The sequence below is a fragment of the Salmonella sp. SAL04162 genome (genome assembly GCF_046551535.1).
Taxonomy (GTDB): Bacteria; Pseudomonadota; Gammaproteobacteria; order Enterobacterales; family Enterobacteriaceae; genus Salmonella; species Salmonella enterica.
Map to the genome: position 1 here is coordinate 1 of NZ_JBGDVX010000010.1, position 12,739 is coordinate 12,739.

General features: G+C 50.2%; 9 protein-coding genes. 6 read left to right on the top strand and 3 right to left on the bottom strand.

Features of this window, described 5'->3' with window-relative positions:
* The first annotated feature begins 85 nt into the window (after positions 1 to 85).
* Entirely contained in the window at positions 86 to 883 is a 798-nt protein-coding gene (locus tag ACLJRH_RS18470; protein ID WP_023136475.1) for an MBL fold metallo-hydrolase, read from the top strand.
* 89 nt (positions 884 to 972) lie between these two features.
* On the opposite strand, the gene queD is transcribed toward ACLJRH_RS18470, so the two are convergent.
* A complete protein-coding gene (queD, locus tag ACLJRH_RS18475) occupies positions 973 to 1,335 on the bottom strand; it encodes a 6-carboxytetrahydropterin synthase QueD (RefSeq protein WP_000108312.1) in 363 nt (120 codons plus the stop codon).
* Between the two features lie 435 nt (positions 1,336 to 1,770).
* Here queD and cysJ point away from each other — a divergent pair, with 435 nt between their 5' ends.
* The 3 genes from cysJ (at position 1,771) to cysH (ending at position 6,092) form a co-directional block, all read left to right on the top strand.
* A complete protein-coding gene (gene cysJ, locus ACLJRH_RS18480; protein ID WP_023136476.1) occupies positions 1,771 to 3,570 on the top strand; it encodes an NADPH-dependent assimilatory sulfite reductase flavoprotein subunit in 1,800 nt (599 codons plus the stop codon).
* Positions 3,570 to 5,282, top strand: coding sequence for an assimilatory sulfite reductase (NADPH) hemoprotein subunit (cysI, locus tag ACLJRH_RS18485; protein ID WP_023136477.1), 1,713 nt, complete (start codon positions 3,570 to 3,572; stop codon positions 5,280 to 5,282). The genes cysJ and cysI overlap by 1 nt, the downstream gene beginning before the upstream one ends.
* Before the next feature lie 75 nt (positions 5,283 to 5,357).
* Positions 5,358 to 6,092, top strand: a complete 735-nt coding sequence (cysH, locus tag ACLJRH_RS18490) for a phosphoadenosine phosphosulfate reductase (protein WP_023136478.1) — start codon at positions 5,358 to 5,360, stop codon at positions 6,090 to 6,092.
* Between the two features lie 87 nt (positions 6,093 to 6,179).
* On the opposite strand, the gene sopD is transcribed toward cysH, so the two are convergent.
* Positions 6,180 to 7,133 (bottom strand): SPI-1 type III secretion system effector SopD, encoded by a 954-nt coding sequence (gene sopD, locus ACLJRH_RS18495; RefSeq protein ID WP_023136479.1) that lies wholly within the window; start codon positions 7,131 to 7,133, stop codon positions 6,180 to 6,182.
* Positions 7,134 to 7,516: 383 nt separating this feature from the next.
* On the bottom strand, positions 7,517 to 10,216 hold the full coding sequence (locus ACLJRH_RS18500; RefSeq protein WP_023136480.1) for a CRISPR-associated helicase/endonuclease Cas3: 2,700 nt from the start codon (positions 10,214 to 10,216) through the stop codon (positions 7,517 to 7,519).
* A 356-nt stretch (positions 10,217 to 10,572) separates the two neighbouring features.
* On the opposite strand from ACLJRH_RS18500, the gene casA reads away from it, so the two are divergent.
* Together casA and casB are read left to right on the top strand one after the other, a co-directional pair.
* On the top strand, positions 10,573 to 12,108 hold the full coding sequence (gene casA, locus ACLJRH_RS18505; protein WP_023136481.1) for a type I-E CRISPR-associated protein Cse1/CasA: 1,536 nt from the start codon (positions 10,573 to 10,575) through the stop codon (positions 12,106 to 12,108).
* Between the two features lie 16 nt (positions 12,109 to 12,124).
* On the top strand, positions 12,125 to 12,727 hold the full coding sequence (gene casB, locus ACLJRH_RS18510) for a type I-E CRISPR-associated protein Cse2/CasB (protein WP_023136482.1): 603 nt from the start codon (positions 12,125 to 12,127) through the stop codon (positions 12,725 to 12,727).
* The last annotated feature ends 12 nt before the right edge of the window (positions 12,728 to 12,739 follow it).

Here is a 12,739-nt window from a genome sequence, read left to right on the forward strand (position 1 = left end):
TGAAATACAAAACGCCCGATGATGTTCATCAGGCGTTTTACAGACAAAAAACTGTCAACCTATATCAGGACTAGTCAAGAAGGCCATGGCGTTAAGGATCAGGGTATTGCTCGAAAATCATAAGGGAGCTGGAGCGGATAAATCGTTGAAGGCCCGACCAGGATTAAGCCTGTTGGTCGAGGATGAGTCTACGTCTATCTTGTTCGATACCGGCCCTGATGGCAGTTTTATGCAAAACGCGTTGGCGATGGGGATCGACCTGTCCGATGTGTCTGCTGTAGTGCTTTCGCATGGTCATTACGATCATTGCGGCGGCGTGCCGTGGCTTCCTGATAACAGTCGCATCATCTGCCATCCCGATATTGCGCGTGAACGTTATGCGGCAATGACTTTTCTCGGTATTACCCGGAAAATAAAAAAATTGTCGTGTGAGGTGGACTATTCACGCTACCGAATGATGTACACGCGTGACCCCCTGCCGATTGGCGAAAACTTTATCTGGTCAGGGGAAATACCAGTGGTCGCGCCTGAAGCCTACGGCATTTTTGGCGGCCACGATGCGGAGCCGGACTCTATTTTGGATGAGGGCGTACTGATTTACCAGTCGGCAAAAGGATTAGTCATCATTACGGGATGCGGGCATAGGGGGATCGCAAATATTGTTCGGCACTGTCAGAACATTACCGGTATAAAGCAGATTTATGCGCTTATCGGCGGATTTCATCTCCGCTGCGCATCACCGTTCACGCTGTGGCGAGTCAGGCGCTTTCTGCAAGAACAAAAACCTGAAAAACTATGCGGTTGTCACTGTACAGGGGCCTGGGGGCGGTTGTGGCTACCGGAAATAACCGCACCTGCAACTGGTGATGTGCTGCGCTTTTAACACCGCGCGCTGGACAATGTTTTCACTGATAAAACGTCGTGTGAATAGGCTGGAATCAATTTGGCATCCAGCCCACGCGTTAATAAACCTTATTCGCCGCGATAGATGCAGCCGGCTGTACAGGTTTCTTTCACCATCACGGCGCTCAGTAGCGGCACGACGGGCTTAACCTGATCCCAAATCCATTTTGCCAGCACTTCGCTGGTGGGATTGGACAGCCCTGGAATATCATTCAGATAGTAGTGATCAAGACGATCGTAAGTAGGTTTAAACGCCGCTTTGAGATCCGCGAAATCCATAATCCAACCGGTATGTGGATCGACTTCACCGGTAATTTCGAGACGCACCATAAACGAGTGTCCGTGCAGGCGGCCGCACTTATGCCCTTCAGGCACGTGAGGCAGGCGGTGAGCGGCTTCAAAGGTGAAATCTTTATACAACGTGGTGGACATGATGAACTCTCAGGCAATAAAAAAACCGCCGTAGGGTACCGGAAAGCGCATTTTTTATCATTAACTAAAACCATTCTCCGCCTTGTGACGGGCAATTAATTTAAGAATTTCCAGAAAATTTAATAATTATCAATCAATTATAAAATCGATTTTGGCGTTAATCACGATAACTAAAACAGGTTAGTTCATTTGGTTATTTGTTATTTCCAACCCTTCTTTAATTGTTATTCCTCTCACCGTTAACCTTATCCTCAGTTTGGGATTTATCGCTTATACACTTCATCCTTCAAGCCGCATCTGTGTTGACTGCGTTTACTCACCCCAGTCACGTATTTATGTACGCTCCTGGGGCGCGATCAGCTTACAGTCTGGGCTACAGCGAACTTGAATGATTTTGTGTATAGATCCGCTTTGCTTACTGGAACATAACGACGCATGACGACACCGGCTCCACTGACTGGGTTGCTTCCGCTTAATCCGGAGCAACTGGCGCGCCTTCAGGCCGCGACAACCGACCTTACTCCCGAACAGCTTGCCTGGGTCTCCGGCTATTTTTGGGGCGTACTGAACCCGCGCTCAGGCGCTGTTGCCGTCACGCCTGCTCCTGAGGGGAAGATGCCGGGGGTTACGCTTATCTCCGCTTCGCAAACCGGCAACGCGCGTCGTGTGGCGGAAGCGCTGCGTGATGATCTGCTGGCGGCCAACCTTAATGTGACACTGGTGAACGCCGGCGACTATAAATTCAAACAGATTGCCAGTGAAAAACTGCTGGTGATAGTGACGTCCACCCAGGGAGAAGGCGAGCCGCCGGAAGAGGCCGTCGCGCTGCATAAGTTCCTGTTCTCGAAAAAAGCGCCGAAACTGGAAAACACCGCTTTTGCCGTGTTTAGCCTCGGCGACACCTCTTATGAATTTTTCTGCCAGTCCGGAAAAGATTTTGACAGCAAACTGGCGGAACTGGGCGGTGAACGTCTGCTCGACCGTGTCGATGCTGACGTTGAATATCAGGCAGCTGCCAGCGAATGGCGCGCCCGCGTGGTTGATGTTCTGAAGTCCCGCGCACCTGTCGCGGAACCTTCGCAATCCGTCGCTACTGGCGCGGTAAACGACATCCACACCAGCCCCTATACCAAAGACGCGCCGCTGACCGCGACCCTCGCCGTGAATCAGAAAATCACCGGTCGCAACTCGGAAAAAGACGTTCGTCATATTGAGATTGATTTAGGCGACTCCGGTCTGCGTTACCAGCCGGGCGATGCGCTGGGCGTCTGGTATCAGAACGATCCGGATCTGGTGAAAGAGCTGGTTGAGTTGCTGTGGTTGAAAGGCGATGAGCCGGTGACGGTTGACGGTAAAACCCTGCCGCTCGCCGAAGCGCTGGAGTGGCACTTCGAGCTGACGGTGAATACCGCCAACATTGTTGAGAACTACGCGACCCTGACGCGCAGTGAGTCGCTGTTGCCATTAGTGGGCGACAAAGCGCAGCTCCAGCACTACGCCGCGACCACGCCCATTGTTGATATGGTGCGTTTCTCTCCGGCGCAGCTCGACGCTGAAGCATTAATCGGCCTGCTGCGTCCGCTGACGCCGCGTCTGTACTCCATCGCCTCCGCGCAGGCGGAAGTCGAAAGCGAAGTACACGTAACCGTCGGCGTCGTGCGCTACGATATTGAAGGCCGCGCCCGCGCGGGTGGTGCTTCCAGCTTCCTCGCCGACCGCGTGGAAGAAGAGGGCGAAGTGCGCGTGTTTATTGAACACAACGATAATTTCCGCCTGCCAGCTAACCCGGAAACGCCGGTGATTATGATTGGCCCAGGTACGGGTATCGCGCCGTTCCGCGCCTTTATGCAGCAACGCGCCGCCGACGGTGCGGAAGGCAAGAACTGGCTGTTCTTCGGTAACCCGCACTTCACCGAAGACTTCCTTTATCAGGTTGAATGGCAGCGTTACGTGAAAGAAGGCGTGCTGAACCGGATCGATCTGGCCTGGTCCCGCGATCAAAAAGAAAAAATCTACGTACAAGACAAACTGCGCGAACAGGGCGCGGAGCTGTGGCGCTGGATCAATGACGGTGCCCACATTTATGTCTGCGGCGACGCCAGGCGTATGGCCGCAGATGTCGAAAAAGCATTGCTGGAAGTGATTGCTGAATTCGGTGCAATGGACATCGAAGCGGCGGATGAATTTTTAAGTGAGCTGCGCGTCGAGCGCCGTTATCAGCGAGATGTCTACTAATGAGCGAAAAACATCCAGGCCCACTGGTGGTCGAAGGTAAACTGTCCGATGCCGAGCGCATGAAGCTGGAAAGCAACTACCTGCGCGGTACCATTGCGGAAGATCTGAACGACGGTCTCACCGGCGGTTTTAAAGGCGACAACTTCCTGCTAATACGCTTTCATGGCATGTATCAGCAGGATGACCGCGATATTCGCGCCGAGCGTGCGGCGCAGAAGCTGGAGCCGCGCCACGCGATGCTGCTGCGCTGCCGCCTGCCGGGCGGGGTGATTACTACGACGCAATGGCAGGCGATCGATAAATTCGCGGCGGATAACACGATTTATGGCAGTATCCGTCTGACCAACCGCCAGACCTTCCAGTTCCACGGCATTCTGAAGAAGAACGTTAAGCCGGTGCACCAGATGCTGCACTCGGTGGGGCTGGATGCGCTGGCAACCGCCAACGACATGAACCGTAACGTGCTGTGTACCTCTAACCCGTACGAGTCTCAGCTGCATGCTGAAGCCTACGAGTGGGCGAAGAAGATCTCCGAACATCTGCTGCCGCGTACTCGCGCCTATGCGGAGATCTGGCTCGATCAGGAGAAGGTGGCGACCACCGATGAAGAGCCGATCCTCGGTCAGACCTATCTGCCGCGTAAGTTCAAAACCACGGTAGTGATCCCGCCGCAAAACGATATCGATCTGCACGCCAACGACATGAACTTTGTGGCGATTGCCGAGAACGGCAAGCTGGTCGGCTTTAACCTGCTGGTGGGCGGCGGTCTGTCTATTGAGCATGGTAATAAGAAAACCTATGCCCGTACCGCGAGCGAGTTTGGCTATCTACCGCTGGAGCACACCCTGGCGGTGGCGGAAGCGGTAGTGACGACGCAGCGCGACTGGGGTAACCGTACCGACAGGAAAAACGCCAAAACCAAATATACCCTTGAGCGCGTGGGACTGGAGACGTTTAAAGCGGAAGTCGAGCGTCGCGCGGGGATCACATTTGAACCCATTCGTCCGTATGAATTTACCGGTCGCGGCGATCGTATCGGTTGGGTGAAAGGGATCGACAACAACTGGCACCTGACGCTGTTTATTGAAAATGGTCGTATCCTGGATTATCCGGGGCGTCCGCTGAAAACCGGCCTGCTGGAGATCGCGAAGATTCATCAGGGCGAGTTCCGTATTACCGCTAACCAGAACCTGATTATTGCCAGCGTGCCGGAAAGCCAGAAAGCGAAGATCGAGACGCTGGCGCGCGATCATGGGCTGATGAATGCGGTGAGCGCGCTGCGTGAAAACTCAATGGCCTGCGTGTCGTTCCCGACCTGCCCGCTGGCAATGGCGGAAGCCGAGCGTTTCCTGCCGTCGTTCACGGACAAAGTGGAGGCGATTCTGGAAAAACACGGCATTCCTGATGAGCATATCGTGATGCGCGTGACCGGCTGCCCGAACGGCTGTGGTCGCGCGATGCTGGCGGAAATTGGCTTAGTAGGGAAAGCGCCTGGTCGTTATAACCTGCATCTTGGTGGCAACCGTATTGGGACACGTATCCCACGGATGTATCAAGAAAATATCACCGAGCCGGATATTCTGGCTTCGCTGGATGAACTGATTGGGCGCTGGGCGAAAGAGCGTGAAGCGGGTGAAGGCTTCGGCGACTTTACGGTGCGTGCGGGCATCATTCGCCCGGTGCTCGATCCCGCGCGTGATTTCTGGGAATAACCTGAATTGCCGGATGGCGTCTGTGTAGGCCTGATAAGCGCAGCGCCATCAGGCAAGGCAAACAGTGAGGAAATTATGTCCCAACTCGATCTCAACGCATTGAATGAACTGCCAAAAGTCGATCGCGTACTGGCGTTGGCGGAAACCAACGCCCAACTGGAAACGCTAACTGCCGAAGAACGCGTGGTCTGGGCGCTGGAAAATCTGCCCGGCGAATACGTGCTCTCCTCAAGCTTTGGCATCCAGGCGGCGGTGAGCCTGCACCTGGTGAACCAGATTCGCCCGGATATCCCGGTGATCCTCACCGATACCGGCTATTTGTTCCCGGAAACCTATCAGTTTATTGATGAGTTAACGGACAAACTCAAACTCAACCTGAAAGTTTACCGCGCGGGCGAAAGTCCGGCCTGGCAGGAAGCGCGCTACGGCAAGCTGTGGGAGCAGGGCGTAGAAGGTATTGAGAAATACAATGACATCAACAAAGTCGAGCCGATGAACCGGGCGCTAAAAGAGCTGAAAGCGCAGACGTGGTTTGCGGGTCTGCGTCGCGAGCAGTCCGGCAGCCGCGCGCATTTACCCGTTCTCGCTATCCAGCGCGGCGTGTTTAAAGTGCTACCGATTATCGACTGGGATAACCGCACGGTTTACCAGTATCTGCAAAAGCATGGTCTGAAATACCATCCGCTGTGGGATCAGGGCTATCTGTCGGTGGGCGATACGCACACCACCCGCAAATGGGAGCCGGGCATGGCGGAAGAAGAGACACGCTTCTTCGGGCTGAAACGTGAGTGCGGGCTGCATGAAGGGTAATTGTCCTTACGCGGTATGATTATACTTGCTGCTATGAAAAATCCGGCAGGCAGCCGGATTTTAAATTGGTTATATTACTGACTATCTTTATGTCAGTAATATATTGCGACTGCACCCATCTTTACCAATGTGCAAAGAACGTTCATGGGTTAGATATAGTTTTTCAAGAATTACATCAATAAACATTTTTTTTGCATGATAGTCGTTATAATCCTGATTAAGTTTTTTTAAAAAACCAGAATTTGTTGGTTTAAACTCTGCAAACGGTGAATAGCTGTGTAGTAAATAGGAGATGCACGGATGCATCATGCTAAAAGCGACTTCACCTTGTACCTCCTGATAACCTATTTTGCAAAACTGAGTCGTAGGCTCAAAGTTACCGGCATTAATACAGGCCAGCATCGATTTTTCATCTGCAGTAAGTAAGTCCTGCCATTCGACAAGCGGGTGGTCTGGAGCCTCTGCTGGACGCATCATCTCATAAACCGCCGTTTTGATTTGTGCATTGCCCGTCACTTCTTTTCGTAGAGTAGAAATCGACTCCTGAAGTAATTCTGGGTGCCAGGTCATCTTCGCACCAATTACCTCGCATATTTGTAAAAATAACTGTCTCTCCTCCCTACTCATAGATTCTATCACTGCATCATCTGATATATTGAGGATGTCCTTAATATTGCTTTGGCTGATCACCGTGTCGCCGACCATAAGTAAAAATTGTGTCTGAGAAGCGTCCATCTTGATAGTAAACAGATCCTGATGAGCCGGGCAGGCCAGATGTTGTAGCCGTTTGAAGGCGTAAATTTTATTTATATCCTTTACGTTAACTTCCATCTCTCCAGGTTCACCACGGCCCTGCCCGTGAATGATGGAGTGTAACACTTCCAGCGCATGGTCCTTTTTTTCCGCTCTAAAATGATCCTGGACTTTATCCCAGCCCCCCATATGGATTGCTTTTTCTTTATCTGCGCTTAACAGATGAGCAAGCCGACTTTCATTAAGCGTATAATTTTGATGATTACCGAAGCTTAAAGTGACTGGCATAATATCTTCCTTCAAATTTATATTATTCAATATCCGGAGTAAAATATATCGTTCAACTCCCTCTTTTTTATTAAACAGACAAGGTTTACTACAGGAGAGAATTTGAACGACATTATTAATACAGCACATTTATGGTTGGTAATCCTTTGTGGTGACGATAATTCAGACAAAAGGTAGATGATTCGCCGCAAATGGTCGTTTTTTTAAATTTTGGTTTGTCATGAATGGTGTTGATGCTGAGAGATAAAGTATGATGAAATGAAGTAGTTAAATTTAATTAATTAAGGGTATTCATGGAAATGGATGTAGATAGAGAAGCTACAAAGATTTTGGTGAATCTAATGTAATAACTTCTCTATACAACGGAGTTAGAATAATACCCGTTATCCAACCAATCCAAAACGTTTACTATAATAGCTAGCTTCTCCGGCATCAGATACCAGCACAACCTGTCCGGAAGGGCGATGGTGGCGTTTTCTGAAACAGGCTAATGTTTCCTCATCTGGACATTGGAATGTACCAGAATTTTTTTGCCACCATGATTTTCGGACGGATAAGCGACTTTTTTCCCAGCAGAAATCTATTTCATCAACTAAAGGGCGTAGCTGTCCATCAATGTCTTTTCTCGCGAGATAAACATCAACACTCTCTTCACCCAGACGGGTAGAAAATTCTCTATCTTTATCCCATAAAAAGTCGCTGGCTTCTCGATCGTAACCGAGATCGTAACGTAATAAATTTTGCGCAGCCACTGAACGTTGGCTAAGGACTTTGCCAAAGGCAACGTCAGAGATCGTCTGCAAGCCTGCTGGCGCAGCAATTTTCTGCTCGTATACGCCGTCAACGAGTGCTCTGGCATTATCCGGCATACGGATCTCACCATGTTGACGCAGCAGCGCCTGGGTACGCCACAGGCAGGCATGATCGGTGTAAACAAAGCCGGTACCTTTTAGCTCTTGCCCCAACCAGCCCTCTTCTGCCTGCTCCTGCCAGTGAGGGGCCAGAATATGCAATATTGGTGGCTGGCGTTCATCCGGAAGCGTAGATTTTCGTTGCCCATGGGCATCGCGGATATGGCGTTGCAGGCGACCGGCGCGCTGGATCAATAAATCAATCGGCGCCAGATCGGTGATCATCCAGTCAAAGTCCAGATCGAGACTTTGTTCAACGACTTGTGTGGCGATTAATACCTTACCACGTCGTTCAGAAACGGGGGCATTGTTACCAAACCAGTTTAACGTTTTATTTTCAATAGCAATACGATCGATAAAAGCAAAACGGCTGTGGAAAAGCAAAAGATCCTGCTCTGGAACGATTCCCTCGTGTAGCAACTGCTGGTAAGTATCCAGCGCATCATCAACCGTGTTGCGGATCCAACAAATGCACTGTCCGGTTGCCACAACGCGATAAATAATGTCCAGTGCTTCCTGGCGCTGCTGTATCCAATTAACGGCTACAGTCCTTTGAACTTCGGGACGTGTGGCCAGTGGTTGCTCTAACAGACCGGAGGAAGTGAGGTGGCTTAACCATGGATAACCCGCGTTATCGCTACCACCAGCGCTCATAAATCCCGCGCCATCGCTAAACGCATTAAGTAATTTTTCCCGTAAAGCGGCGGGAAGAGTGGCGCTCAGAATAATAGCGCTACCGCCCTGGGCGGCATGGAAGCGCAATAAACCTTCCAGCAATTTAACCATATAACCATCATAGGCGTGCACTTCATCCAGCAGCAGGATTTTGTCGCGCATCCCTAGCAATCGGAGCGATTGATGGCGAAAAGGCATCACCGCCATTAAGAGTTGATCCAGCGTACCTACGCCGACTTCCGCCAGCAGCGCTTTTTTGCGTGAATCTGCAAACCAGGTATGGCACTCAGTAGTCGCGTTGCCATCATCACGGGCATAATCTTCAGCTATATTTTCTGTTGGCTGCCAGATGGATTGTCGGAAAGAGTCCGACATTTCTCGCCCACCGTGTGCCAGGATGAGCGATGGCCTGGACTCATCGGTAAATAGCGCATGATAAGCCGATGCCAGGCGCTGATACATGGCGTTTGCGGTGGCCATTGTCGGCAACCCAACGTAGAGACCGTGGCCTTTATTGGCTGACATTAAGCGGTGAGTCAGAATCAGCGCGGCCTCTGTTTTGCCTGCTCCGGTAACGTCTTCCAGGACAACCAGCTGTGCACCGGGTGCTGAAATATCCAGTTCGCTTGCTCGTTGTTGAAGAGGAGTGAGCGTCTGAATGAACGGAAATAATGCCCGGTGATCTTGATAATAGCTGTGCTGAGATAACGGCGGCATTCGGAGGATGGCCTGTTGGGCTTTTTCACAAGCGAGAGGCCAATAATCTTTCAATGGCATGGCGCTGCTGAGCAGTGGAAACTGGCTTTCATCCGAGCCCATCCAGTCGGCAAGGGTGACAAGCCCAGCGAAAAACCAACTGTGCTGTTTTAAACATTTTCTCCCTGCTTTGGTTTTCCACTCCTGAGGTAGAGTGAAAGGAAATAATTCACTTAATGCTTCCAGATAATGCGTTGCTGCGACAATGTCTTCATCGGTGAATGCCAGCGAGCTTCTGTTTTTCATGGTGTCCGGTGGGATGCCATGGTGCCCGGTGCTAATAAGCATCCAGCTATTTAAAGCGCTTTCAAACCTGGTGCGATTTTCTGGTTCAATACCTGCGATAATTTCATTACTGCCTGAACTCCACGCTTCAAATAATTTACCCCATAAATAGAAGCCTAAGGAATCATGTCTCTCAAACGCGGAAACACCGCTAACGGGAGATACTAAGGGAGAGTCTGGGAATTCGGCGTATTTTTGAAATCCTCTGGCGAATTTTCCGATATCGTGGCTGGCAAGAAACCAGATTATCCAGTTTTCTGCATTTGTACCTGAGATATTACATTCCTTTAATATATTACATGAATTGAATATATTGTTTTTTATTATGTATTTCCCGCATGCAGCAACGTCCAGGCAATGGTATGCCAGTAAATGATAATTACAGATTATGTTTTTTGTTGATTTATCAGTTTTCCCCCAATAGCAGAGGTAGTCCAGATATTCTATCTGTGTCATCTTTTTCCTGTAGCAGGGGGATTACAATGAAATCGATAATAAATTGGGATACGGGTAATTGGCCAGTTTTTTGTCTGGATTAGGTTATCCCCGCTGGCGCGGGGAACGCTGCGCTATTAAGACTGTATCTACGGTTTATCCCATAATTTTAGGGAACGTATTAAAGATAACAGATAACTATAAAAAATACATAGTCTGATTTAAGACTGTATCTACTTTTTATTTATATTTTCGTCTTCGAGAAAATGTAGTATAACTCCGATGACAGTATTTAAGAGATACCTCAGGACGGAACCTACCTATAGGTAGTTAATATTCCAAATTGGCTTAATAAATAGCCCTGCAGGAGTAAAGGTATGGATTTAACCAAAGAGAAATGGCTTCCCGTCATATTCTCAAACGGCGAAAAAACGAGAATATCATTACGCGATCTTCTGGATAACCGCATTCAGGATCTTGCATACCCCCGGCCCGATTTTCAGGGGGCTGCATGGCAAATGCTGATTGGTATTTTACAATGTACCGTCGCGCCGGAAGATAAAGAAGAATGGGCAGATATCTGGCATGAAAGTATCGAATTCGAACAATGGGAGAAGGCGTTAAATACGATTTCTCTGGCTCTACAGTTCGGCGAGCAAAAACCTTCCTTCCTGCAAAGTTTTGATCCTCTCGATAGTGAATATGGTTCTATTGCCGGGCTGCTGGTGGATGCGCCGGGCGGTAATGCGCTCAAGCTCAATAAAGATCATTTTGTAAAACGTGGCAACGTAGAACAAATATGTCCTCACTGCGCGGCGATAGCGCTATTTGCGATTCAAACCAATTCACCTGCCGGCGGGGCGGGTTACCGGGTAGGGATGCGCGGCGGTGGTCCGCTGACTACGCTGGTGGTACCGCAGGAAGAAGATAAATATCCACTATGGAAAAAACTTTGGCTTAACGTTTTGCCGCAGGAAGAGCCGCCGAATGTTACACAGCATCCACTCATTTTTCCCTGGCTTGCGCCGACGAAAACCAGCGAAAAAGCGGGGAATGTGGTCACACCGGATAATGCGCACCCCTTGCAAGCCTACTGGGGAATGCCGCGGCGCATAGAACTGGATTTCACCCACACTGTGGCAGGTATCTGCGATTTGTGCGGGGAGCATCACGAATCACTGCTACTGCAAATGCGTAGTAAAAATTATGGCGTTCAGTACGACAGTTGGTTACATCCTTTCTCCCCATATCGGCAGGCATTGAAAGATCCATCCGCACCCTGGCTGGCGTTTAAAGGGCAGCCGGGCGGGTTAAGTTATAAAGACTGGTTGGGGCTGATGCTCAATCGTGAGGATAAGTTCAACAAAATGCAGCCTGCAAAGGTCGTTCGTGCCGCTGGTCAGCGGAACAAAATGAGCCTGTGGTGCTTTGCCTGGGATATGGATAAGGCCAAGGTCCGCTGCTGGTATCAGCACCGTATTCCGCTCATTAGCGTTTCGCACGAAGAGCAATTTCTCGCTGTGCTTAACATTGTGCTGGTGCTGGCTAGTGAGTCGCTGTCGCTGTTACGGAACGCGTTAAAGAGCGCCAAATTCGATTGTCCGAAAGAAGCCAAAATGGATTTTAGTATGGTGGATATCGCCTTCTGGCAGGAAACCGAACCCGCTTTTCGGACGTTGCAAGAGGCGCTGGCTGTCGATCCGCTTCGGCAGGATACACAGACTCGTCACGCAGTAAGTCAGTGGGAGGCGGAATTAGCACACTATCTATTTCACGTTTTTGATCGTGATGCCCTGACCAACCCCGACTGCCCGGACGATATCCTGCAGCGCCAGCTGACGGCCCGACAGGATTTAGCCAGCAGCTATCGTAAACATAAAGCGCGCAAGGATGTGTTGGCGCTGGTCGAATAACAGAAGGAAGCCAAATATGCTGAATAGCAATACAGCAGTGTTATGCAGAATTCTCCACCCCGATGCGCAGAAGGCGCTACTTGACTGGTTTGCTACGCTGTCTGAGCGTTACGAGCGCAAGGATGGTAAACGAGTCAACGGTCGCGCCTGGCGGGCTGAGTTGAAAAGAATGGCGCCGCCATATGGCGTAATGATATGTGAAGGGCATGACGCTCTCCGCCAGGCGCTGCTTAAACATATGCGACTGCAACCTCTTGATGAGATGGCTCTGGCGCTGTTTGTCAGCGTCGCTGTGCATATTAAGAGCCATAAGGCGAATATTAGTTTCGCTGCACAATTAGGGGAAAAGCTTAAAGGTTCTACGCCGTGCGTTTCTGTTCTGCGTTTTGAACGTTTGCAAAAAGCGTCCGACCCGGAAACATTTTGCCAGTTGTTGATTCAGGCAGTGAAGATTCGCGGTACGGAGGGGGTGAATGTTCTTTCACTTGCCGATGGCATTTTCCTGTGGATGGAAGAGTGGCAACGACGCGAAAACCATCAGCCGGAATTCCGTAACCCCTTTGAACGAAATCGCATCCGTTGGGCGAACGAATATCTTTCCACGTCGCGTGGCAAATAATCATTTTTAGAA

Bases quoted from the DNA above. Each gene is read 5' to 3' on its own strand.
- ACLJRH_RS18470 (WP_023136475.1), top strand. From the start codon at position 86: ATGGCGTTAAGGATCAGGGTATTGCTCGAAAATCATAAGGGAGCTGGA.
- queD (WP_000108312.1), bottom strand. From the start codon at position 1,335: ATGTCCACCACGTTGTATAAAGATTTCACCTTTGAAGCCGCTCACCGC.
- cysJ (WP_023136476.1), top strand. From the start codon at position 1,771: ATGACGACACCGGCTCCACTGACTGGGTTGCTTCCGCTTAATCCGGAG.
- cysI (WP_023136477.1), top strand. From the start codon at position 3,570: ATGAGCGAAAAACATCCAGGCCCACTGGTGGTCGAAGGTAAACTGTCC.
- cysH (WP_023136478.1), top strand. From the start codon at position 5,358: ATGTCCCAACTCGATCTCAACGCATTGAATGAACTGCCAAAAGTCGAT.
- sopD (WP_023136479.1), bottom strand. From the start codon at position 7,133: ATGCCAGTCACTTTAAGCTTCGGTAATCATCAAAATTATACGCTTAAT.
- ACLJRH_RS18500 (WP_023136480.1), bottom strand. From the start codon at position 10,216: ATGACACAGATAGAATATCTGGACTACCTCTGCTATTGGGGGAAAACT.
- casA (WP_023136481.1), top strand. From the start codon at position 10,573: ATGGATTTAACCAAAGAGAAATGGCTTCCCGTCATATTCTCAAACGGC.
- casB (WP_023136482.1), top strand. From the start codon at position 12,125: ATGCTGAATAGCAATACAGCAGTGTTATGCAGAATTCTCCACCCCGAT.